The following is a 22,627-nucleotide window of genomic DNA, read 5'->3' on the forward strand; positions in this document are numbered from 1 at the left end:
CGGATAAGAGGATTTAATCTGCTGACCTTGGTGGTCAACAACGTACCGTTCAAGGACGGTGAGCAAGTACAGGATCAATCAGACAGGAATGCCGCCTGATGCCGTACACCAGATTTGACAATATCTCCAGTACCACGACCTAACCATAGAATGACTCGATCTGCCGGGAGCTTTTTTAATGTGGATAGGGTCTCGTCAAAACTTAACGATTCATCAAGTAGGGTTAAATCAAACTGATCGGCAAAGTTGAAATCCCAGAGATCTTCGATCTCTACTCGACGTGAGGCTGGGGCAAGCACAACCAACTCTTTGATGTTTGGGAACAACTCAGGTATCAAATCAAGTGTTGCCTCTTTATCAAACAGCTCCCCTTTCGAAAATCCGGGAAGAGCGGCCATGCTGGTGTTGACAGCAAAAATATTTATCTCGTTGGGTTGTTTGCTAGAAAGTCCTTGAGCAACTCGCAGGGCAAAATTGCCTTCGGCGATGATCGTTGCGGGTAGTTTAGGGTAATTTTTATAAATAGACTCGATTTTTTGCGGAAGGTATTCGGGCTCACTTCTGAAAGCATCCAATCGGTGGATGTAAACCTCTTTTGTGAATAACTCAGATTGATCAAAGAGTAGCTGATACTGCTCATCAATAAACCCCTGAAAAACCTCTTGCTGAAAAGGGATCTGTTCGTGGCCAGTAAACAGAATCAATATCCGATTAGGATCCACAGGCTTGTCAGACGCCGAAGTCGCCGTTAATGGAATTGAGATCAGTAGAGAGAACAACAACTGGGATTTGGTTTTTGCAAAAAATTTGCAAAACGCGACGCATAAATAAAAACAAGAGTTCAGCATGATCAATCCAACACCTAACCTAAACAGTTTCGAGCATCATTAACATAGATGCCTATCTACTGTGGATTAAGCAAATGCCATGCCAACATACAAACTTTTAAGCGGAAAGTTGCTGTACCTGCTCTAAAGCATGATTAGCCTCTTGATGAACCTCACCAAACCAGGTCAGTTCTGAGTGAAGCTTAACCACCTCGCCAACGATAATGATGGATGGCGCGGGAAGTTGGGCACTCTCTTGTAGGTCGGATATCGTCGACAAGGTTCCGGTCAACACTCTTTGATCCTTACAGGTACCGCGAGAGACGATGGCGACCGGTGTAGAGGCTGAACGACCCGCACCCATCAATCCCGCAGAGATATCTGGCAAAGTGTGCAATCCCATATAGAAGACCAGCGTCTCATTCGTTGCTAATAGATCTGAGAAATCTAATTCTGCTTGCCGGCTCTTTAACTGCCCGGTTACAAATCGAACGGATTGAGCATAATCACGGTGAGTTAATGGAATACCCGAGTAACTACTGCAGGCACTGGCCGCTGTAATGCCTGGCACTACCTGAAAAGGCACCCCCTGCTCAGACAAGGTTTGAAGCTCTTCACCGCCTCGGCCGAAGATGAACGGATCCCCCCCTTTTAGGCGGACCACTCGCTTACCCTGCTTCGCATGTTTGACTAGCAGCTCGTTAATCCCCTCTTGTGGCAAAGTATGTTGATCACGGCGTTTACCCACATAGATTAAATCGGCATCTCGACGACAGAGATCCACCACCTCCGGTGAGACCAAGGCGTCATACAACACCACATCGGCCTGCTGCATCAAACGCAGTGCTTTAAAGGTCAGCAGTTCAGGATCCCCTGGCCCCGCGCCGACCAGATAGACTTCACCCATTGGTGCTTTATCTTCGGCCGCTTCAATCGCCGACCTAAGTAACTGTTCAGCTTCATCCTTCTGTTCTGCAAATACCTTTTCGGCGACAGGGCCTGACAGTATCTTCTCCCAAAATAGGCGGCGACCATCAACAGTGGAAAATTTCTGTTTCACCTGCTGTCTAAACCGTCCCACCAATGCACCTAAGTCGGCATAGCCTTGAGGGATGAGAGTCTCTAATCGTGCTCGAAGATTTCTCGCTAAGACCGGTGCTTTACCCGCCGAAGAGATACCGACAACGATTGGGGATCGATCGACAATAGCCGGAAAGATAAACGTACAGAGTGCAGGACTGTCTACAACGTTGACCGGAACATTAGCAGAACGCGCGTCAAAAGAGATCGACTCATTGAGCGACTGATTATCGGTCGCGGCGACGACCAAGACTCTGCCTTGCAGTAGAGATTTACGATACTTACCCAGCTCAATCTGACCACCCTTCTGCTCAACCAGCATTTTCACCTCTCCACACACCTCTGGTGCAATAAGATGAATGAGCGCGCCAGCACGTGTTAATAGCCGTGCTTTACGCAAAGCCACGTCGCCGCCACCTACCAGTAGAACAGGTCGGTTTTTAAGATCAAAAAAGAGCGGTAAATATTCCATAAGAGTGGCTCTACAGTTGCGTATGAAGCCCGCATTCACGGGTCTCTAGCGCTTTAGTTGGATCGAAATAGTCATGCTCATTCGGCAAATTGTGTTCTAGCAGATAGGACTCAAGTTGTGCCTCTGTCAGCTCAAACAGTGGCGCCACCTTCAGCACACCATCTTTTGATTGGCTTAAGACGTCCAGTGACTGTCTAAACTCGGTCTGATCTTTGCGAATGGCGTTAAACCATACGTCCGGCTTTAGATCGGCTAGAGCCCGCTGAAATGGCTCGATTTTGACCTGCTGTGTAAAGGTTTCATGCAGTGGGCTATCCACGTCAGGGATGCCACCCATGACCACATTTCGATGCGCTGCTGTTTGTGCTGGCACATAGGTAATCACATTAAGATTTAGGTCTTGTATCAGTTTTTCGGCAAAGCGGTAGGTCGCCGAGGTGTTGTATCCTGAGTCGACCCAAAGCACTTTAATATCCGGTTTAACTGAGGTCACTAGATGCAGAATGACCGACTCATAGGGACGAAAATTGGTCGTAATAATTGGGTTATCGCCCTGCTCTAGTGCCCACTCGACAATCGCTTGAGGGGTTGCGCCGGCGAGTTGTTGATTAGCCTTATTAATATCTAAGCTCATAATGTCTGCCTATAGATAGGTTGGTCGTTTCGCGCATCAGCCTGATAGTGCACGGAAATTTCTTGATAGGCCGTTTGGGCCTGCTCAGCATCGATCGGAGCCTGCAACAGCACCGAGTCAAAGCCACACCGATAGAGATAATCCAGTCGATCACGGCTCACCTCACCGCTGGCACGTATCTCACCCTGGAAACCCTCTCGACGTAACAGGCGAGCAAAACTGAAGCCTCTACCGTCGCGTAGCGCTTCAAAATAGATTTCAACCAGCGATACCTGATTTAAATGTGGAATCAGATCATCCAGTGACTCCTCACTGCTGAGTCTGACGCCTAATCGTTCCTGAGGTTGTGCAATCGTCACTTGCTGAAGAAGCTGAGTGAATGGCACAACGATGGATGATTCTGTAATGTCTGAAAACTCTTCCTGAAAAACCCAAGGATCATCACTGACTAAGGTTTTATGCTTAAGCAACGGCATAGACTCTCTCCTTAAACGGCTCAACACCTAGTCGGCGCACGCAATCGATAAACAGCTCATCACCCTTTCGTAGTTCCACATAGGTTTCCAGAAGACGCTTTAACGTATCGGCCACCTCATCAGCAGCGACAGCGCGTCCCAGCACTTTACCGAGTGATGCATCGGCTTCGCTCGATCCTCCCAGTGTGATTTGATACCAATCCTCACCCTTCTTATCGACACCTAGGATACCGATATGGCCCACATGGTGATGGGCACAGGCATTAATACATCCCGACATATTGAGGCGTATATCACCAAGATCATGCAGATAATCAACATCATCAAAGGCATCATTAATCTGCTGAGCAATGTTCAGGGTTTTTGCATTGGCCAAAGAACAGAAATCAAACCCAGGACAGACAATCATATCGGTTAGCGTGCCGATATTGGCACGAGCTAAATTTGCATCACTGAGCGCTACCCAAACGGAGTACAAGTTTCTCTGATCAACATCGGCCAATAGAAGATTTTGATGATGCGTTGAGCGAATCTGTCCAAAGGAGAAACGATCCGCCAACTCTGCCACCAGATCCATCTGCAAGGCTGTGATATCCCCCGGCGCCCCTAACTGCGGCTTAAGGGAGACGGTCACTGCACGATAGCCAGGCACTTTGTGCTGATGCGTATTTCTCTGATACCAGTATTTAAACTCTGAATGGGTCTCTAGATAGTGATCCAATGTCGTGTCAGCAGCCGCTTGAGCGTTGTAGTCATGTGGCGTGAAGAAGTCACTGACCCGTTCAATCTCCTCTTGAGTAATTTGCAAATCACTCCCTTTGAGATGCTGCCACTCCTCTTCGACAAGATCACGAAACGCATCAGCACCCAGCGCATCAACTAATATCTTAATTCGAGCTTTGTACTTGTTATCACGACGCCCCTTTAAGTTATAAACCCTTAGGATTGCCTCCAAGTACGAGATCACCTCATTAGCGGGTAAGAACTGACGAATCACCTTACCTATTTTCGGTGTGCGCCCTAAACCACCGCCAACTAATACCTCGAAGCCTAGCTCGCCTTGAGCGTTCTTAATGAGGTGCAACCCAACATCATGAACTTGAGTGGCTGCACGGTCTTCTGGCCCTGAGGTAATGGCGATCTTGAATTTTCGTGGAAGATAGGCAAATTCAGGATGCAGAGTCGACCACTGTCGAATCAGCTCACACCAGGGTCTAGGATCAGAAATTTCAGTTGCGGAAACGCCAGCAAAGTGATCAGTGGTCGTATTTCGAATACAGTTGCCTGAAGTCTGGATCGCATGCAGCTGAACCTTTGCGAGATCCGCCAAAATATCAGGCACCTCTTCAAGTTTTGGCCAGTTAAATTGAATATTGGTACGCGTCGTAAAGTGACCATAGCCTCTATCATATTTTCTAGAGATCGCAGACAAAGCTCTTAACTGAGTCGATGTCATCGTTCCATAGGGAATAGCCACCCTAAGCATAGGTGCCTGTCTCTGGATATAGAGACCATTCATCAGACGGAGTGCCAGAAACTCGTCATCACTCAAGCGCCCTTCTAAATACCGCTTGGTTTGATCGCGATACTGTTCAACACGCTCATCAACGATCTTTTGATCAACGTCGTTATAGATATACATCGTCTACCCTAACCCTTTACTGAAATATTCTTTTAAACCGCTAAAACGAAACGGATACCTATCGCCATCAACAGACTGCCGATGATCGGCTGCATCAATTTAGGAGATAGATTCGCCCCTAATCGACTGCCTAACCAAACCCCGGGCAGTGAGCCCACTAATAGGTAGGCCAAAAGCTCCAAATCCACTGTACCCATATGCATGTGACCAAACCCTGAGAAAGCCGTAAGCACAACGGCATGGACTAAGTCCGTTCCAACGATCGTACCCATAGAAAAACGGGGATAGAGTAAGATCAGCATGGCGGTTCCAAGCGCACCTGCCCCTACTGATGAAAGTGTCACCAACCCACCTAAAAAGAGACCACATAACACCGTTAGATAGGGACGCAGCTTTACAAGTGTTTGCGCAAAAGGCGTATCGGACTGCTTGTCTGAAAAACGACGAATTGCCTCACGAAAGAAGACTGCAATAGAGGTAAGTAACAGTGACACCCCAAGCGTTAAGTTGATGGTTGATTCGAGGGTTGCCACCGATTCAACCTGACTGAGGATAATCAGCGTCAAAAATGAGCTTGGCAAACTCCCTAACAACAGTAATGCCGCTACACGCCACTCGACCAACTGTCTCTTTGCGTAATTGAGGATGCCACCCGCTTTAGTAAATGCGGCGTATAGCAGATCCGTGCTCACAGCCACTATTAAAGGCACACCAAAACCGACAATTAATATAGGCGTCATCAACGCGCCACCACCTATACCGGTCAAACCAATAACGAAACCAACCAAAAGGCCAGCAAAAGAGTATCCAAATTCCATGTGGTTGCTCCGTTATAAAGATAAGAATACAAATTACAAAATGGAATATATATGCCTTTCTATATAACTCAAAATAATATTTAGACGTAATATTATCCGAATCAGTTATATAGCTAATATTTATATAAGTTGAAATTTATATAACCAAAACTACTATCTTAATTTTTATATATTCTTTTGGGTTATATAAATTTGTATGCATAATGCGTTTTCGAAATTAAGGAGGCGCTATGAATCTTATTAGCTCGGATCGTTTGACCCATCTCAAACAGCTTGAAGCAGAGAGCATTCACATCATTCGTGAAGTGGCTGCTGAGTTTAATAACCCTGTTATGCTCTACTCTATCGGTAAAGATTCATCAGTCATGCTGCACTTAGCCCGTAAGGCTTTTTACCCTGGCAATCCTCCTTTTCCACTGCTTCATGTCGATACCACTTGGAAATTCCGAGAGATGATCGAGTTTAGAGACCAGATGGCAAAAGATGCGGGTATGGAACTGTTGGTTCATATCAATCAGGAGGGCGTCGATATGAACATCAATCCCTTTGTCCATGGGTCCGCAAAACATACTGACATCATGAAGACTCAAGGCCTTAAGCAGGCTCTAAATAAGTATCAGTTTGATGCTGCATTTGGGGGTGCTCGTCGTGATGAAGAGGCGTCTCGCGCCAAGGAACGCGTCTTCTCATTTAGGGACCAAAACCACCGTTGGGATCCAAAGAACCAGAGGCCAGAACTCTGGAATATCTACAACACTGAGATCAATAAAGGCGAGAGCATTCGTGTCTTTCCTTTATCGAACTGGACAGAGCTAGATATCTGGCAATACATATACTTAGAGAATATTTCTTTAGTACCACTTTATTTTTCTAAGCCGCGTCCAGTGGTTCAGAGAGATGGCATGACCATCATGGTCGATGACGAGCGTTTACCACTTAATGACGGTGAAGCACCTGAACAAAAATCGGTCCGTTTTAGAACCCTAGGCTGCTATCCGTTAACGGGCGCCGTTGAATCTACAGCCACAACGCTGCCGGAGATCATTCAAGAGATGCTATTGGCTACCACCTCTGAAAGGCAGGGCCGCGCTATAGACCATGACGGTGCAGGGTCCATGGAACAGAAGAAAATCGAAGGATATTTCTAGGATAGATATTATGAGTCATCAATCATCCCTTATTGCCAGTGATATTAACGCCTACCTTGAGCAGCACGAGAATAAAGAGCTGCTCCGTTTTATCACCTGTGGCAGCGTCGATGACGGCAAATCCACTTTGATCGGCCGTCTACTTCACGACTCTAAAATGATCTATGAGGATCAACTTGCTGCCATCAATAAAGAGAGTAGGCGTGTTGGCACAACCGGCGATCAACCTGATCTAGCGCTATTGGTTGATGGCCTTCAGGCCGAGCGTGAACAAGGCATCACCATTGATGTGGCTTATCGTTTTTTTTCTACTGCAAAACGTAAGTTCATCATCGCCGATACACCCGGCCATGAGCAGTACACACGCAACATGGCGACCGGCGCATCAACTGCGGATTTGGCGATTATTCTGGTCGATGCCCGATACGGCGTTCAGACACAGACACGTCGCCACAGCTACATCGTATCCCTACTGGGCATTAAACACATTGTCGTCGCGATCAACAAAATGGATCTCGTAGAGTTCGATCAGAATCGTTTTAACGAGATTCAGTCAGAGTATCTCGCTTTGGCCGATAAACTGGGCTTATCCGATATTCACTTCTGCCCTATCTCTGCACTGCAGGGGGACAATGTTGTCGATCCATCCATCAACACTCCATGGTACTCAGGTCCTACTCTTATGGAGTTGCTAGAGGATGTAGATACTGGACGTGCAACGTCTGAGGCTTTTCGCTACCCCGTGCAATATGTCAGTCGCCCTAACCTAAACTTCCGTGGCTATGCGGGAACCATCGCGTCAGGCTCCATAGAGGTCGGTCAAGAGGTCAAGGTCCTCCCAAGTAACAAGCAATCCAAGGTTAAATCGATCGTTACGATGGATGGGAATCTTGAACGTGCTTTCGCTCCAATGGCCGTCACGCTGACGCTTGAAGATGAAATCGATATCTCACGCGGTGACACTCTGGTGATGTCGAAAGATGAGGTTGAGCCGATTAACGCCTTTAGAGCCAAACTGATCTGGATGGACCAGTCTCCCCTTAAGCTAGGCAACAACCTTCTCATTAAAACAACAGCAGCGAAATCCTCTGGCCGAGTCACTGATATTCATTTCAAAGTAGATGTGAATAGCCAAGAGGCTCTACCTGCAGATTCATTGACGCTTAATGAAATTGCCGAAGTCAGTCTGCAACTCGATCGCGCGATTCAGATGGATCCCTACCTAGAGAATGGTTCGACCGGATCCTTTGTTGTCATTGACCGCTTAACCAATAGAACCATTGCCGCAGGCATGATGGTTGAAGCTGAGCAGCCGATTGAGAACAACGAAATACACTCTGAAACGGTGGTTGATGCTAGCCTTCGAGCTCGTCGCCTGGGCCATAACGCTCTGATAGTTGGGCTACCGAATGTCTCAAATTCGGTGCTGTTCACGCTGGAGAAACGTCTCTTCGATAGAGGCCTTCTACCGGCGGTTAGCAGCCGACTGGACGATGCAGTACTGTTAAAAGAGGCAGGCACCGTTGTTCTCAGTACTATCGAAGATGGAAGTGATATTGTCATAGGACCGCATGCAAAATGTGAGGTTTATCTCGATATCACCCTGCCGACCGAAAAACAGGTTGATTTGATTCTGCAGTCACTGACTGAACTAAAGTTACTTTAGCGACGTCTAATTGACCTGAAACAACCGTTGATACTGGGTTATAGAGGCGGTTTAGGGTACACTCTAAACCGTTTTTATTAAGCTTCTTTTTGCTTTCAACGCCATAGCGATAGACGATGACTGAGTTTCTATTAATTTTAATCAGTACCGTACTGGTGAATAACTTTGTACTGGTTCAATTTCTAGGCTTGTGCCCCTTCATGGGGGTATCCAACAAGCTAGAGACCGCTATGGGGATGTCGCTCGCGACCACCTTCGTACTGACGCTCTCTTCTGTCTGCAGCTACTTGGTCTACACCTACCTGCTACTGCCATTTGATCTGATCTATCTACAGACGGTCAGTTTCATTCTCGTGATCGCGGTGGTTGTGCAGTTCACGGAGATGGTCGTACATAAAACCAGTCCACTGCTCTACAAGCTACTGGGTATCTTCCTGCCACTGATTACCACCAACTGTGCGGTATTGGGTGTAGCACTGTTGAACATTCGCAAACAGAACGACTTTATCGAATCCATTGGTTATGGTTTTGGTGCTGCAGTTGGCTTTTCGTTGGCACTGATTCTTTTCTCGGCGCTGCGTGAGCGCATTGCTGTTGCTGAGGTGCCAGTTGCCTTTAAAGGTCCAGCCATCGGTATGATTACGGCTGGCCTTATGTCACTCGCCTTCATGGGCTTTGCTGGCCTGGTTCAGTTCTAAGGTGGCCGCATGAGTAGCGTTGCACTAGCCATTCTTGTTCTCGCCATTCTGGCATTGATCTTTGGTGTCATTCTTGGCTTCGCAGCCGTCCGCTTCAAAGTGGAGGGTGACCCGATTGTTGATCAAATTGACGCCCTATTACCACAAACTCAATGTGGCCAATGTGGTCACCCTGGCTGCCGCCCTTACGCTGAGGGTATCGCAGCAGGTGAAGCGATCAATAAGTGTCCTCCAGGCGGGCAGGCCACCGTTGACCAACTAGCAGAGTTGCTCAATGTAGACTCTATTCCTTTGGACGCAGAGCACGGGGTCGAGGATGTTCGCAAGGTCGCTTACATTCGTGAAGATGAGTGTATTGGCTGCACTAAGTGTATTCAAGCCTGCCCAGTCGATGCCATTTTAGGTGCAGCAAAACAGATGCACACCGTCATTGTCGATGAGTGTACCGGTTGTGATCTCTGTGTTGAGCCCTGTCCTGTCGACTGTATTGATATGTTGCCAGTGGCGACGACAACACTGAACTGGAAGTGGCCAGAACCACCTCAAACCAATAATCTGATTGCGACGGATAGACAGCCTCGCTTTGAGGAGAATCCATCGTGAAGGTATTCAGTTTTCACGGCGGCATTCACCCGCCAGAAAATAAGAAGCAGTCTACTCGCGCTTCAGTGCGGACCATGCCCATTCCTAAAAGCTTGGTCATTCCAACTCAGCAACACCTTGGCCTAGCCGCTGACCCTGTTGTCTCTGTTGGAGATAAAGTACTTAAAGGACAAATCATCGCTGAACCCGTAGGTCGTATTAGTGCGTCGTTGCATGCACCAACCTCCGGCACCGTTACCGCGATCGAAGCACAACCCGTGCCGCACGCGTCGGGTCTAACCGCTGAATGTATTGTGATTGAATCAGATGGCCTAGATCAGTGGATTGAACATCAGGCAATTGATTATAAGGGCATAGAGCGTTCTGCACTGGTTAACCAGATTCGCCAAATGGGTATTGCAGGTATGGGTGGTGCAGGCTTCCCAACCGATGTGAAATTGAACTTGGGTTCAGATCACATTGTCACCACCTTGATTATCAATGCGGCTGAGTGTGAGCCCTACATTACTGCTGACGATATGCTGATGCGTGAGCACGCCTCTGAAATATTAGAAGGTATTAAAATCATTCAGCATCTGTTGGAGCCAACTCATACCCTAATTGGTATAGAGGATAACAAGCCCAACGCGATTCGCGCCCTCAATGAGGCGCTCGCTGAAACTGATATCGATGTGGATCTCGTCGTGGTTCCGACCAAATACCCTTCCGGTGGTGAACGCCAATTGATTCAGCTTTTAACCGGTGTAGAAGTACCGAGTGGCAAAATACCGGCTGACATTGGCATTGTGGTGCAAAACGTTGGGACGGCTCAGGCGCTGCATCGCGCAATCAATCACGGGGAGCCATTAATACAACGTATTGTGACGGTAACCGGTGAGGCAGTTGAGCACCCTGGGAACTTCTGGACACTGATCGGAACACCTTTTTCAGAACTGCTTTCGGCGGCTGATCTAAAACCGGGCGCCATGCATCGTCTGGTGATGGGCGGTCCAATGATGGGGGTTGCCGCAGAAACCGATTCAATTCCGGTCATCAAAACAACCAACTGTCTGATCGCGGCGACCGATAGCGAGATGCCCGAAGCGCCTGCGGCACAGCCCTGTATCCGATGTGGAATGTGTGAACAGGCCTGCCCTGCACAACTGCTTCCGCAGCAGCTCTACTGGTTTGCAAAAGGCAAAGAGTTTGAGAAGGCGAAAAACCATAACCTGTTTGACTGTATAGAGTGCGGAGCTTGCGCCTACGTCTGCCCTAGCAGCATTCCTCTGGTGCAATTCTACCGTTTTGCCAAATCTGAGATCCGTGCAGAGGAACTTGAACAACGCAAAGCTGACCATGCTCGTGAGCGATTCGAAGCGAGACAAGCTCGCCTAGAACGCGAGGCAATCGAGAAAGCGGAACGACGTAAAGCACGCGCGGCTGAAGCGGCTAAAGCTCAAGCAGAACGTAAGAAACAGTCCAGCAGTGAAACTGCGCAAGATGACACAGAGGCACTGAAAACAGCTGCGGCCGTTGCCAGAACCAAATTGAAGAAAGCCGAAATCGCCCTCAAAAATGCCCAAGATAAAGGTCTGGATGGCGTTGAAACTCTGCAAGCGACTGTCGATAAACTTAAACAGGCAGCGACTGAGGCTGAACAGGCCCTTCAGAACAGCTCTACAACGGAAGCAGTCCAATCAACGCCAACTAAGAGCGAACCGAAAGAGACTAAACCGGATCTAAAAGCGCTGAAGCAGCAAGTTTCGATCATGCGCACCAAGTTGAAGAAGGCAGAAGCCGCCGAAGAGAAAGACGAAAGCGAAATCGAAGCGTTGAAGTCTCGCCTAGAAGAGGCAAGCAAAGCCCATACTGATGCTGACAATGCTCTGATTGAACTGGCCCAGAGCGCAGGAATTGATCTTAAACAGCTGCGCATTGATGTTGCCATGGCGAAGGTTGCCATAACCAAGATTGAACGTGCGATCAGCAAGAGTGATGACGAGACAGAGCAAGAAGCTCTGAAAACCGATCTTGAGTCAGCCAAAAGTCATTTCGCTCAACTTGAATCACAACTTAAACCGTACGAGTAGGATTAACAGATGTCACTGATACGGATGAGTTCACCCCACGTTACCCGCAGCAATACCAGCTCTGGTGTCATGCAGCTAGTCATTCTGGCGATGATTCCAGGCATACTCGCGCTGACCCTCTTCTTCGGTTGGGGTACTTTGATTCAGGTTGCGATCTGCCTAGCCTCAGGGCTCGCGTTTGAAGCGCTTGCTCTGAAGATGCGCGGACTGCCCATTTCACGCTACCTAGGTGATTATTCCGCCACGGTAACGGCACTTCTATTAGCAGTCTCTATACCGCCCTCAGCACCGCTCTGGATCGGTATTGTTGGGATGTTTGTTGCGATTCTATTTGCTAAACAGGTTTATGGCGGCATTGGTAATAATCCCTTTAATCCAGCAATGGTCGCCTACGCCCTACTGCTGGTCTCATTCCCGGTTCAGATGACCAGTTGGAACCTTCCCTACGTATTAAGTGGCAGTGAGGGTTGGTCCATTCCAGCTATATCGGAGTCACTGTCACTGATCTTTGCCGGATCATCACAGATGATGGATGCCTACACCGGGGCGACCCCTTTGGATATTCTGCGCAACCGTGATGGTTTTACGACAGAAGAGATGTGGCGCAGCAATCAAACCTTGATTGAGGGTGCCGCAGCCTATCACGCCCTTTCGGCCGCATGGTTTATGGGTGGCATCTACCTGATCTACAAAAAGGTATTCACTTGGCATACCCCTGTCAGCATTCTTGTCACCCTAGGCTTGGTGAGTGCCATCGCTTATGGTGTCGATCCCAGTAATTTTGTTGACCCGTTTAATCACCTAACACTGGGTGCCACTATGTTAGCGGCGTTTTTTATCGCTACGGATCCGGTTTCATCCGCTACCAGTAACCGCGGTCGAATCGTTTTTGGTATGGGTATCGGATTGTTAATTTTCATTATTCGAACCTGGGGTAACTATCCTGATGCGGTTGCTTTCTCGGTTCTTCTAATGAATCTAGCGGCGCCAATGATCGACCACTACACCCAACCGCGTAGTTACGGCCATAAACGTGCACGTCTTGGACCCAAAGGAGAGTGAGTATGGAGATCAATGAGAACCCTACCACCACTCAATCCATCTCTAAGAGCGCGGTTGGTATTGGTCTATTTGCCGTTTTGTCGGCTGCTGTGATCGCCATTACCCAAGTGACGACGGTCGATCGTATTGATGCCAACGTTCGTGAAGCTGAATCGAAGGCACTCTATGAGATCTTCCCTGCGAGCATTGATGAACAGCTGTATGACCATCGCATTGAACTGGATGCAGGACAGCTGAACGTCGAGACTGGGACCACTGGTTACCAAGCGATACAAAACGATCAGGTAGTGGGGGTTATTTTACCGGTCACCTCCTCTCAGGGTTACTCTGGCGACATTGATCTGATTGTCGGAATCAATGCGGACAGCTCCATTGCTGGTGTGCGAGTCATCTCCCACAAAGAGACCCCAGGGCTTGGCGATAAAATCGATAGAGCTAAATCAGATTGGATAGAAAGCTTCAGAGGGACTCGTCGACAGGGTCAAGATGATTCAAACTGGGCCGTGAAAAAAGATGGCGGTCAATTTGATCAATTTACCGGTGCAACGATCACACCTAGGGCTGTCGTCAAAGCAACCAGCGTTGCGTTAGACTACTTTGAGACCCACAAGAATCTGTTATTGTCACCCGCGAATCGTGAGAAGAGCTATGCAGAGTGAAACACAGACACTGATTAAGAATGGGTTATGGACTAACAACCCAGCCCTGGTTCAACTACTTGGACTCTGTCCACTACTCGCCGTCACCAACTCGGTGGTTAACGCGCTAGGACTTGGATTGGCGACACTGGTCGTTCTGACCGGCAGCAACTTGACGGTATCACTGTTCCGCAAGCTAACACCTGAAACGGTTCGTCTACCCATTTTCGTGATGATTATTGCCGCCTTTGTCACCGCCATCGAATTACTGATGCAGGCCTTCACTTATGAACTCTATACCATTTTGGGTATTTTCATTCCGCTCATCGTCACCAACTGCGTGATTATGGGTCGCGCCGATGCCTTTGCCTCTCGAAATGCGATCAAAGAGTCGTTTATTGACGGCTTCTTTATGTCGATTGGCTTTATGCTGGTCTTGGTCATTCTCGGCGCGATGCGTGAGCTACTGGGCACCGGTGCTCTGTTTGCCAACATGGATCTTCTATTCGGAGAGATGGCAACGAACTGGCATATTACACTGGCAGATGACTACCCTAACTTCCTATTTGCCATTCTACCGCCGGGCGCATTCCTCGGTTTAGGCCTTTTGATCGCACTGAAAAACCTGATTGATCAGCGAATCAAAGAGCGACAACCAATCCCTGAGCCAACCGAAGCTCCCGTAAGTACGGGTTCGAAACGGGTCCGCGTAACAGGCTAAGCGATGAACAAACTAAAACGCATCGAGATCTTCGAGCGACTAAAAGCGGACAATCCACATCCAACAACCGAACTAGAGTACAGTTCGCCGTTTGAGCTGCTGGCAGCCGTGCTTCTATCGGCTCAGGCTACTGACGTTGGAGTGAACAAAGCGACTCGCAAGCTATTCCCTATCGCCAACACACCGCAGGCGATCATTGATTTGGGCATTGAAGGGCTTAAAGAGAAAATTAAGACCATCGGCCTATTCAATACCAAGGCTGAGAATCTGATGAAGACCTGCCATATGCTGGTCGATCTTCATAACTCAGTGGTTCCAGACAACCGAGAAGATCTTGAAGCGCTCCCAGGCGTTGGACGCAAGACCGCCAATGTCATTCTAAATACCGCCTTTGGCCAACCCACCATGGCAGTTGATACCCATATATTCCGTGTCTCCAACCGGACCGGGATCGCCCCAGGTAAAAATGTATTAGAGGTCGAGAAGCGACTGCTGCGCCTTGTGCCAAAGGAGTATTTAATCGATGCCCACCATTGGTTGATACTGCATGGCCGCTATGTCTGCGTCGCTAGAAAGCCTCGATGTGGCGCCTGTAACATTGAAGATTTGTGTGAATTCAAAAAGAAAACAGACTACTAGGATCCATTATGAGCAACGATGACAACAAGCCCTACCAAGGTGAAACCAACCAGACCAAAAATGGCTTTTTAACACTGATGTCTCGTTTAGTAATTGATGAAAAGTTGCCGGTTCGTTTTATGTATAAAACCGTCCCTGAGCATCTAAATGATACCGGATGGCGACTATTCACTGGGTATGAAGATGATGAGTTTCTAGCCAACGAACAGGTGAATATGATTCCCATGCCCACAGAGAAAGTCGTGAAAATAGACCCCTCCTTAGAGCCCCTGCTTGAGTACAACGCTGGCACTGTCTGGGAGCGTGCACCTGAATCCGAAGGCTGGGAGCGTGTCTACGACTATAAGATTCCAAGTGCTAACGTCGATGTCGAGATCACCAATGATGTGGATCAGTTCGGTAACGAAACAACCCACTGATTAATCTCTATTAATCGCGACCCTTTTTACCCTACTCCCTTGGGTCGCGATTCAGTTAAATTCCGCTCTTGAATTTTCTAGTTACTATCCCCAAATAATCTATGTAGGCAGTGACCATGAGGTACTGCACTTCCTAACCACGCCGCTTGGGTGGTTTAACTTTGAACTACATATTGCTTAATTTGAGGATATGACCATGCGTAATTTTGACCTAACACCCCTATACCGTTCAGCAATTGGCTTCGATCGCCTAGCCAACATGATTGATACCGCTAACCGAAGCGAACAATCAGCTTACCCTCCGTACAATATCGAAGCGACCGGAGAGAACTCTTACCGCATTACTATGGCTGTAGCCGGCTTTACTCGCGAAGAGATTGAGATTACCAGCGAGAGCGGCAACCTAGTGATTCGTGGTAACAAAGCGGAAGATCAAGTAGAGCGTACCTACCTCTACCAAGGCATCGCAGCCCGTAACTTTGAGCGCAGATTCCAACTAGCCGATCACGTCCGCGTTGAAAATGCGTCGATGGAAAATGGACTGCTTCACGTTGAATTGATCCGTGAAATTCCAGAAGCGATGAAAGCTCGTCGGATTGAGATTAGCTAAGAATAGACTTAAAAAAACGCGGCATTTGCCGCGTTTTTTAACCGTGACTGGCCTTCAGCCTGTCATCGACCCTTGCCGCTTCTTCCAGAAGATAGAGCAAAATCTACCAGCGGATGACAGGCTGAAAGCCAGTCACCGTCACGAGATGTAGGAGCGAATTAGCGCGAAGCGATAAACCGCGATCTGTTATGAAAGCCAAAACTGATTACTGGAGTCGGCTTTTAAGAACATCCCCAATCTTCACAGCATCCCGCTCGGTTCTTAGCTCTTGGAATAGCTCTTTGGCTTGCGGATAGTGCCAGCCCAGCATATTGCACCACTGTTTAATACGACCATGCACATGACGCTCTTCAATTAACGAGAAGACATCATCATAAAACTCAAGGATATTCGGCTTTAGCAGCTGCCAACACTCATCCAAATCGGTCGGGTAGCTTCTATCTTTAATCTGAAGCGGTAGCAGTGGGTTAGCGACCCAGCCTCGCCCAATCATGACATCCTCACACCCACTGACCTCTCGGCATCGGTCATAGTCTTCGACGTTCCAGACTTCGCCATTGGCAATCACCGGGATCGAGACCGCATTTCGAATCTTGGCGATCCACTCCCAGTGTGCCGGCGGTTTGTACCCTTCTACCTTTGTGCGGGCATGCACAGTAAGATAGCTCGCACCAGCCGCTTCGATCGCCTGCGCATTATCGATTGCCAATGATTTGTCTTCATACCCTAGGCGCATTTTAGCGCTGACTTCGATATGGCTAGGAACCGCATCACGCACCGCTTTAACGGCATCATGAACGACCTCGGGCTCCTTAAGGAGAATCGATCCACCCCTACTCTTATTAACGGTTTTGGCGGGGCAGCCGAAGTTCATATCAATCGCAGGCGCGCCCAACTCAAGTGCAGTTAAAGCATTTTTAGCCAGGGATTCAGGATCAGAACCCAATAACTGAACAACCAGAGGGGTATCGCCGTAACCGCAATAATCCTGTTTCAGCTCTGGGATCAGTTTATGAAAGACTTTAGGGGGGAGCAGCGTGTCATTAACACGCACAAACTCGGAGACCATCTGATCAGCTCCGCCCACTCGAGCGATGAGGCGACGCATGCTGTAATCAACAACGCCCTCCATCGGCGCAACAATCAGACGCATAAAAGTCGATTTTAAATGGCGTCTAAGCCACGCTGTAGATCGCGCTTGAGATCGTCAACGTTCTCTAGGCCTACAGAGAGACGAATCAAGCTATCTTGAATACCCGCTTCTGCACGAGCTTCAGCTGACATACGTCCGTGAGTCGTCGTTGCAGGGTGAGTGATTGTGCTCTTAACATCGCCTAGATTACCGGTAATCGAGATGACTTCGGTTGCGTCGATAAACGACCAAGCCGCCTCTTGCTGGCTCAGGGTATCGCTCGCAACTTCAAATCCAAGTACCGCACCAAATCCTGATTGCTGACGAGCAGCCAGTTCATGTTGTGGATGCGAAGCGAGACCTGAATAGTAGACTCTCGCTACTTTAGGCTGGGCCTCTAGCCACTGTGCAATCTCTAGTGCAGCCTCGCTGTGCGCTCTCATTCGCAGTGGAAGTGTCTCTAAGCCTTTTTGGAAAACCCATGCGTTGAATGGACTCAGACAAGAGCCCGCTGTTCGGATAAACCCGAACACCTCTTCCATATCAGCGTCTGAACCAACCACAACGCCACCGACAACACGCCCCTGTCCATCAAGGTGTTTAGTAGCCGAGTGCATGACAATATCCGCGCCGAGCGACAGTGGCTTTTGCAAAGCGGGTGTTAGAAAACAGTTATCCACCACCAACTTAGCGCCCGCTGCATGTGCCACGTCAGCAACGGCCTGTATGTCCGTCACCTCGGCTAAAGGATTACTAGGCGTCTCTAAGAAGAACATACGGGTTGTAGGGCGCACGGCCGCTTGCCATGCGGTTAAATCTTTAGGGTCAACAAAGGTCGTTTCGATCCCCGCTCGACTCACGTACTTTTCAAATAGTGATACGGTTGAACCAAACACAGAGCGAGAACAGACCACATGATCGCCATGTTTCATTAATGACAAACAGAGACTCATAATGCCCGCCATCCCTGAACTGGTCGCGATGGCGCGCTCCCCACCCTCTAGCGCCGCAATACGACGCTCAAAGGCTTGAACCGTTGGATTGGTAAAACGTGAGTAGACATTGCCTTCGATGTTGCCGGCAAAGGTATCAGCAGCCTCTTTTGCTGAGCTGTAGACAAAACTAGAGGTTGGGAAGATTGCGTCGGAGTGTTCACCCTCTTCACTACGCCACTGACCCGCTCTAACTGCGAGCGTCTCTACCGCGTAGTGATCATCACTGAACTGAATCCTTTCAGGTCGTTCGAACTGCTTACTTCCCATGCTTCATCCTTAAAAAGCTTTATGTAGGTTGGTAGACTCGTTTCCTTCGGTCTGTTCATCATCAGCACTCGCCTTAGCACCGTCGTTGCGCTTAGCATCGATGTTATCAAGGTAACTGCTGGTCACTGTTCCAGTGACATACTCGCCATTGAAGACACAGGTATCGAACTGAGTAATCGCAGGGTTAAGATCTGTGACACAGGCTTTTAGATCATCAAGATCTTGGTAGAGCATCCAATCACAACCGATCTCTTTACCCACCTCTTCCGCAGTACGACCATGTGCAATCAACTCACTGGCACTGGGCATGTCGATACCGAATACGTTGGGGTAACGAACTTCAGGGGCTGCTGAGGCAAAGTAGACTTTACGCGCACCTGCATCACGTGCCATTTCAACAATCTGAGCGGACGTAGTACCACGTACAATAGAGTCATCAACCAGCATAACCACTTTGTCTTTAAACTCAGATTGAATCGGGTTCAGTTTTTGACGAACCGACTTCTTACGCTGAGTCTGCCCAGGCATGATGAAGGTACGGCCGATGTAACGGTTTTTGATAAAGCCTTCGCGGTAGGTCACTTTCAGGCTTTTCGCCATCTCAAGTGCCGCTGTACGGCTGGTATCAGGGATTGGAATGATGACGTCGATATCGTGCTCTGGGAACTCACGGCGCACCTTATCCGCCAATTTCACACCCATCGCCATGCGCGCGTTGTGAACCGGTGTCTCATCAATGATCGAGTCTGGACGAGCTAGGTAGACGTACTCAAACAGACAAGGAGCAAGCACGGGTGTTTCAACACACTGCTTGGTAAAGATCTCACCCTCTTGAGTAATGAAGATCGCTTCACCAGGCGCCACATCACGCACCATCTCGAAGCCGGCAGTATCCAACGCAACACTCTCTGAGGCCACCATGTATTCAACGCCTGCTTCGGTTTCACGCTTACCGTAAACCAGTGGGCGTATGCCAAAAGGATCACGAAAAGCGGCCAGACCCAGACCGGTGATGATCGCAACAACGGCATAACCACCCTGACAACGCTTATGGACCGTTTCCACGACGTTGAAGATATCTTCAGAGGTTGGGTGTAACTTGCCCAACAACTGCAGCTCATGGGCAAAAACGTTCAGTAACACTTCTGAATCAGAGGTGGTATTGATGTGGCGAAGATCAGAACGGAACACCTCATCAGCCAACTGCTCAGAGTTGGTTAGGTTACCGTTGTGTGCCAACGCAATACCGTAAGGTGAGTTGACATAGAATGGCTGAGCTTCTGCTGAGCTTGAGCTACCGGCTGTTGGGTAGCGCACGTGGCCAATACCCATCTCGCCATTCAGTTTTTTCATGTGTCGTGTACGGAAGACTTCGTTGACTAAGCCATTATCCTTACGCAGATAAAAGCGGTTACCTTCACAAGTAACCATACCCGCAGCATCTTGGCCACGGTGTTGTAGGACTGTTAACGCATCAAAAATTGTCTGGTTAACATAGGTTTTGGCTACGATGCCAACTATTCCACACATCCGATCTACCTATATCGAACTAATTCACGGCACTGGCGCTGGCTGGATCACTGCTGAGTGTCCAGATTACACCACCTATCTCTTTTGCAGTCTCTTTGGTCCACTCCTCCATCAAAACGAAGTGAGGAATGAGCTGAGAATCTTTCCACCATTGATCCTCAACGGCTGGGGTTAGCCCCAACAGAGCAACAATGACACCAACAACCAGACCGCCACGAACGGCACCAAAGCCCATTCCGAGGATACGATCGGTTGCAGACAAACCGGTTGCACTGATCAATGCGGTAATCAATTTACCGACAAGGGCACCCACGATCAGTGTTAATACAAATAGAGCGGCAAAGGCTGCCAACATACGGAGGGATGGGGTCTCGATGTAATCAACCAAATAGGTACTCAGACTGGTTGAAAACAGACGCGCCACTATAAAAGCACTGACCCAAGTGACAAGTGATAGAGCTTCTCGCACGAATCCACGCTTGAGGCTTAATAGACTGGACACGGCAACGATGCCGATAATTAGCCAATCAGTCCAGATCATCTTCTCTATCCAAAGTTAAAAACAGCTGCATTTTATCAGAGTGGATCGGTTTACCCAATGAACTCTTGATCTATTTATCATCGCTTACTGAGTTGTAAAGCGCACAATCATACCATCCAATGAGTACTGCTCTTTGATCGACTCTTTTAGCGACTCTAAACGGGTACGTTGCATTTCTGGGCCGATGTAGACACGAACTAGGTCGTTGGCACGACGGATATAGACCTTGTATCCCGCTTTTGTCAGATCAGCGCGAAGAGACTTAGCATTTCGCTCATCTTTGAAACTTGCTAACTGTAAAGACCAGGCCGCCGGAATTCCGTTCTCATCCAAAGCTGGCATATCTTCTGCCGGCGAGACCTCTTCAGGAGCACGTTGCTTCATCTTTTCGACCACCTCTACAGGGGGTGCTTTTATCACAACGGGCTGAGCCACTGGCGCTGGCTCGTTAATCACCTCGGGTTCGTTGATTGTATCATCCAAAACAACCGCTGGAGCCGCTTCCATAACGGGCGGCAAGGTCGGTGCAGGAGGAATACGATCCACAATTTTACGCTCTTTATAGCCTGCGGCATCGAAGATCAGCGGAGCGATAGAGAGTGAGATTACCAAGAGCGCTCCCAACCCTAACAATCGACGGCGAATACTTGCCTGAATTAATGCGTCTTGAGCCAACTCAGGGCCTCCGTAACGGTTAGAAAAGAGCCGCAGATCAGAACCTGCTCACTCTCTGAAGTAGAGTTTGATAATTGATCAAGCGCCTCGGATACAGACGCGAAACATTGATGAGGGTTGTTTGCCCCAACCAGATTCACAAGCTCTTCAGCTTGACTGGCGCGCGGTCCTTGTAGTGAAACCAAGTACCACTCATCGGTGATCGGCCTCAGTGCCTCAATCACACCCTGTCGATCTTTATCATTAAGCATACCCAGCACTAGGGTTCGCTTCGACGGCTTTGGCTGTTGCTGCAATCGATCCGCTAAGTACTCAGCCGCTTGCGGATTGTGTGCCACATCGAGCAGACACTCGGTTACACCGATTGTTTCACTCTGCATGCGACCGGTGAGATGTACACTCTCTAATCCACTAGCGATCGACTCAATGGAAACCTCAGGAGCAATCAGCGTCAATACTTGCAGGACAGTCGCAGCATTAATCAGTGGCAAAGGAGGCACTTGCAGATCAAAGTAAGCGATATGCTCACCCTTCAGATCGACACCCGACCAGTTCCAGACCTTCTGAGCGTCATCTAATCGATAATCTTGGTTAAATTGGTAGAGCGGAGCATTCAGTTCAGCCGAGTGTTGAACAATCGATCGAGCTGCCGGTGACATCGCACAGACCGCTGGTTTATTAGGTCGAAAAATACCCGCTTTTTCGCGCGCGATGGACTCGATGTCGTCGCCCAACCAATCAATATGGTCCAACGCAATGGAGGTAATCACAGCGATGTCAGCATCGACAATGTTAACGGCATCCAATCGCCCGCCGAGCCCAACTTCTAAAATCACATAATCAAGAGCCAGGTCTGAAAAGATGATCAGCGCAGCCAGTGTGCCGTACTCAAAGTAGGTTAAAGAGATCTCTTCTCGAGCTTGATCTATCCGACAAAATGCATCAACAATGACTTCATCAGATGAATCTAATCCGTTGATCTTTATCCGTTCATTGTAGTTTAAAAAATGAGGGGAGCTGTAGACACCGGTGGTAAAATCTGATGCGCGAAGAATAGAATCCAACATCGCGCAGGTTGAACCCTTACCGTTGGTACCCGCTACAGTGATGACTTTACTGCGAGAAAAATCCAGATTCAGGCGACCGGCCACTTCAGCAACACGATCTAAACCCAAATCAATCTCAGACGGATGAGCGGCCTCAATGACTTCGAGCCACTCTTCCAAACTGTTAGTTGAGCTCAATTTGCTCATAACCCAATCGTC

At 48.6% G+C, this 22,627-nt stretch carries 23 protein-coding genes; 11 read left to right on the plus strand and 12 right to left on the minus strand.

Going from position 1 to position 22,627, the window contains the following annotated elements; translation table 11 throughout:
* Positions 1-74: 74 nt before the first annotated feature.
* The 6 genes from XMA127_RS04105 to XMA127_RS04130 form a co-directional block, all read right to left on the minus strand.
* Positions 75-848, minus strand: a complete 774-nt coding sequence (locus XMA127_RS04105) for a hypothetical protein (RefSeq protein ID WP_173498933.1) — start codon at positions 846-848, stop codon at positions 75-77.
* A 97-nt stretch (positions 849-945) separates the two neighbouring features.
* Positions 946-2,379 (minus strand): siroheme synthase CysG, encoded by a 1,434-nt coding sequence (cysG, locus tag XMA127_RS04110; RefSeq protein ID WP_173498934.1) that lies wholly within the window; start codon positions 2,377-2,379, stop codon positions 946-948.
* 10 nt (positions 2,380-2,389) lie between these two features.
* Positions 2,390-3,013, minus strand: coding sequence for a phosphoadenosine phosphosulfate reductase family protein (locus XMA127_RS04115; protein ID WP_173482440.1), 624 nt, complete (start codon positions 3,011-3,013; stop codon positions 2,390-2,392).
* Positions 3,010-3,489: a DUF934 domain-containing protein gene (locus XMA127_RS04120; RefSeq protein ID WP_173498935.1), complete on the minus strand. Its 480-nt coding sequence runs from the start codon at positions 3,487-3,489 to the stop codon at positions 3,010-3,012. Before XMA127_RS04120 ends, XMA127_RS04115 begins: the two co-directional genes overlap by 4 nt.
* On the minus strand, positions 3,476-5,131 hold the full coding sequence (locus XMA127_RS04125; protein ID WP_173498936.1) for a nitrite/sulfite reductase: 1,656 nt from the start codon (positions 5,129-5,131) through the stop codon (positions 3,476-3,478). The genes XMA127_RS04120 and XMA127_RS04125 overlap by 14 nt, the downstream gene beginning before the upstream one ends.
* A 32-nt stretch (positions 5,132-5,163) precedes the next feature.
* Positions 5,164-5,949 carry a sulfite exporter TauE/SafE family protein gene (locus XMA127_RS04130; RefSeq protein WP_173498937.1) on the minus strand — a complete coding sequence of 262 codons (786 nt, stop codon included), beginning with the start codon at positions 5,947-5,949 and terminating at the stop codon, positions 5,164-5,166.
* 230 nt (positions 5,950-6,179) lie between these two features.
* Between XMA127_RS04130 and cysD the strand changes: the two genes are divergently transcribed.
* From cysD to XMA127_RS04185, 11 genes are all read left to right on the plus strand, one after another.
* On the plus strand, positions 6,180-7,097 hold the full coding sequence (gene cysD / locus XMA127_RS04135; protein WP_173498938.1) for a sulfate adenylyltransferase subunit CysD: 918 nt from the start codon (positions 6,180-6,182) through the stop codon (positions 7,095-7,097).
* A 10-nt stretch (positions 7,098-7,107) separates the two neighbouring features.
* Positions 7,108-8,763, plus strand: coding sequence for a sulfate adenylyltransferase subunit CysN (gene cysN, locus XMA127_RS04140; protein ID WP_173484490.1), 1,656 nt, complete (start codon positions 7,108-7,110; stop codon positions 8,761-8,763).
* Positions 8,764-8,879: 116 nt separating this feature from the next.
* Positions 8,880-9,461 (plus strand): electron transport complex subunit RsxA, encoded by a 582-nt coding sequence (gene rsxA / locus XMA127_RS04145; protein WP_173480853.1) that lies wholly within the window; start codon positions 8,880-8,882, stop codon positions 9,459-9,461.
* A gap of 9 nt (positions 9,462-9,470) precedes the next feature.
* Positions 9,471-10,064 (plus strand): electron transport complex subunit RsxB, encoded by a 594-nt coding sequence (gene rsxB, locus XMA127_RS04150; RefSeq protein ID WP_173498073.1) that lies wholly within the window; start codon positions 9,471-9,473, stop codon positions 10,062-10,064.
* Positions 10,061-12,133 (plus strand): electron transport complex subunit RsxC, encoded by a 2,073-nt coding sequence (gene rsxC / locus XMA127_RS04155; RefSeq protein ID WP_371731505.1) that lies wholly within the window; start codon positions 10,061-10,063, stop codon positions 12,131-12,133. Before rsxB ends, rsxC begins: the two co-directional genes overlap by 4 nt.
* 9 nt (positions 12,134-12,142) lie before the next feature.
* Positions 12,143-13,195 (plus strand): RnfABCDGE type electron transport complex subunit D, encoded by a 1,053-nt coding sequence (locus XMA127_RS04160; protein ID WP_173482436.1) that lies wholly within the window; start codon positions 12,143-12,145, stop codon positions 13,193-13,195.
* 2 nt (positions 13,196-13,197) lie between these two features.
* Complete coding sequence (rsxG, locus tag XMA127_RS04165) at positions 13,198-13,854, plus strand: electron transport complex subunit RsxG (protein ID WP_173480850.1); 657 nt, start codon at positions 13,198-13,200, stop codon at positions 13,852-13,854.
* Positions 13,844-14,554: an electron transport complex subunit E gene (locus XMA127_RS04170; protein WP_173480849.1), complete on the plus strand. Its 711-nt coding sequence runs from the start codon at positions 13,844-13,846 to the stop codon at positions 14,552-14,554. The genes rsxG and XMA127_RS04170 overlap by 11 nt, the downstream gene beginning before the upstream one ends.
* Before the next feature lie 3 nt (positions 14,555-14,557).
* The gene (nth, locus tag XMA127_RS04175) at positions 14,558-15,193 is read left to right on the plus strand and encodes an endonuclease III (protein WP_173480848.1); all 636 of its coding nucleotides are present in this window, start codon (positions 14,558-14,560) and stop codon (positions 15,191-15,193) included.
* Between the two features lie 8 nt (positions 15,194-15,201).
* Complete coding sequence (locus XMA127_RS04180) at positions 15,202-15,612, plus strand: DUF2185 domain-containing protein (protein WP_173480847.1); 411 nt, start codon at positions 15,202-15,204, stop codon at positions 15,610-15,612.
* Positions 15,613-15,808: 196 nt separating this feature from the next.
* Complete coding sequence (locus XMA127_RS04185) at positions 15,809-16,222, plus strand: Hsp20 family protein (protein ID WP_173480846.1); 414 nt, start codon at positions 15,809-15,811, stop codon at positions 16,220-16,222.
* A 205-nt stretch (positions 16,223-16,427) separates the two neighbouring features.
* Here XMA127_RS04185 and XMA127_RS04190 read toward each other — a convergent pair whose 3' ends face one another.
* The 6 genes from XMA127_RS04190 to folC all read right to left on the minus strand — a co-directional run bounded on the left by XMA127_RS04190 (position 16,428) and on the right by folC (position 22,615).
* The gene (locus XMA127_RS04190) at positions 16,428-17,375 is read right to left on the minus strand and encodes a tRNA-dihydrouridine synthase (RefSeq protein WP_173482435.1); all 948 of its coding nucleotides are present in this window, start codon (positions 17,373-17,375) and stop codon (positions 16,428-16,430) included.
* Between the two features lie 11 nt (positions 17,376-17,386).
* Entirely contained in the window at positions 17,387-18,616 is a 1,230-nt protein-coding gene (locus tag XMA127_RS04195; protein ID WP_173480844.1) for an O-succinylhomoserine sulfhydrylase, read from the minus strand.
* Between the two features lie 9 nt (positions 18,617-18,625).
* Positions 18,626-20,146: an amidophosphoribosyltransferase gene (gene purF / locus XMA127_RS04200; protein WP_173480843.1), complete on the minus strand. Its 1,521-nt coding sequence runs from the start codon at positions 20,144-20,146 to the stop codon at positions 18,626-18,628.
* Positions 20,147-20,165: 19 nt separating this feature from the next.
* The gene (locus XMA127_RS04205; protein WP_173498939.1) at positions 20,166-20,687 is read right to left on the minus strand and encodes a CvpA family protein; all 522 of its coding nucleotides are present in this window, start codon (positions 20,685-20,687) and stop codon (positions 20,166-20,168) included.
* Positions 20,688-20,771: 84 nt separating this feature from the next.
* Complete coding sequence (locus tag XMA127_RS04210; protein WP_217362025.1) at positions 20,772-21,362, minus strand: SPOR domain-containing protein; 591 nt, start codon at positions 21,360-21,362, stop codon at positions 20,772-20,774.
* Positions 21,344-22,615, minus strand: a complete 1,272-nt coding sequence (folC, locus tag XMA127_RS04215) for a bifunctional tetrahydrofolate synthase/dihydrofolate synthase (protein WP_173480841.1) — start codon at positions 22,613-22,615, stop codon at positions 21,344-21,346. The genes XMA127_RS04210 and folC overlap by 19 nt, the downstream gene beginning before the upstream one ends.
* Between the last annotated feature and the right edge of the window lie 12 nt (positions 22,616-22,627).

Source organism: Marinobacterium sp. xm-a-127 (assembly GCF_013283425.1).
GTDB lineage: Bacteria > Pseudomonadota > Gammaproteobacteria > Pseudomonadales > Balneatricaceae > Marinobacterium_E.

Bases quoted from the DNA above. Each gene is read 5' to 3' on its own strand.
- XMA127_RS04125 (WP_173498936.1), bottom strand. From the start codon at position 5,131: ATGTATATCTATAACGACGTTGATCAAAAGATCGTTGATGAGCGTGTT.
- rsxG (WP_173480850.1), top strand. From the start codon at position 13,198: ATGGAGATCAATGAGAACCCTACCACCACTCAATCCATCTCTAAGAGC.
- XMA127_RS04195 (WP_173480844.1), bottom strand. From the start codon at position 18,616: ATGGGAAGTAAGCAGTTCGAACGACCTGAAAGGATTCAGTTCAGTGAT.
- cysD (WP_173498938.1), top strand. From the start codon at position 6,180: ATGAATCTTATTAGCTCGGATCGTTTGACCCATCTCAAACAGCTTGAA.
- folC (WP_173480841.1), bottom strand. From the start codon at position 22,615: ATGAGCAAATTGAGCTCAACTAACAGTTTGGAAGAGTGGCTCGAAGTC.
- XMA127_RS04205 (WP_173498939.1), bottom strand. From the start codon at position 20,687: ATGATCTGGACTGATTGGCTAATTATCGGCATCGTTGCCGTGTCCAGT.
- XMA127_RS04170 (WP_173480849.1), top strand. From the start codon at position 13,844: ATGCAGAGTGAAACACAGACACTGATTAAGAATGGGTTATGGACTAAC.
- rsxB (WP_173498073.1), top strand. From the start codon at position 9,471: ATGAGTAGCGTTGCACTAGCCATTCTTGTTCTCGCCATTCTGGCATTG.
- cysN (WP_173484490.1), top strand. From the start codon at position 7,108: ATGAGTCATCAATCATCCCTTATTGCCAGTGATATTAACGCCTACCTT.
- XMA127_RS04185 (WP_173480846.1), top strand. From the start codon at position 15,809: ATGCGTAATTTTGACCTAACACCCCTATACCGTTCAGCAATTGGCTTC.
- XMA127_RS04160 (WP_173482436.1), top strand. From the start codon at position 12,143: ATGTCACTGATACGGATGAGTTCACCCCACGTTACCCGCAGCAATACC.
- nth (WP_173480848.1), top strand. From the start codon at position 14,558: ATGAACAAACTAAAACGCATCGAGATCTTCGAGCGACTAAAAGCGGAC.
- XMA127_RS04190 (WP_173482435.1), bottom strand. From the start codon at position 17,375: ATGCGTCTGATTGTTGCGCCGATGGAGGGCGTTGTTGATTACAGCATG.
- XMA127_RS04120 (WP_173498935.1), bottom strand. From the start codon at position 3,489: ATGCCGTTGCTTAAGCATAAAACCTTAGTCAGTGATGATCCTTGGGTT.
- XMA127_RS04115 (WP_173482440.1), bottom strand. From the start codon at position 3,013: ATGAGCTTAGATATTAATAAGGCTAATCAACAACTCGCCGGCGCAACC.
- XMA127_RS04180 (WP_173480847.1), top strand. From the start codon at position 15,202: ATGAGCAACGATGACAACAAGCCCTACCAAGGTGAAACCAACCAGACC.
- rsxA (WP_173480853.1), top strand. From the start codon at position 8,880: ATGACTGAGTTTCTATTAATTTTAATCAGTACCGTACTGGTGAATAAC.
- XMA127_RS04130 (WP_173498937.1), bottom strand. From the start codon at position 5,949: ATGGAATTTGGATACTCTTTTGCTGGCCTTTTGGTTGGTTTCGTTATT.
- cysG (WP_173498934.1), bottom strand. From the start codon at position 2,379: ATGGAATATTTACCGCTCTTTTTTGATCTTAAAAACCGACCTGTTCTA.
- XMA127_RS04105 (WP_173498933.1), bottom strand. From the start codon at position 848: ATGCTGAACTCTTGTTTTTATTTATGCGTCGCGTTTTGCAAATTTTTT.
- purF (WP_173480843.1), bottom strand. From the start codon at position 20,146: ATGTGTGGAATAGTTGGCATCGTAGCCAAAACCTATGTTAACCAGACA.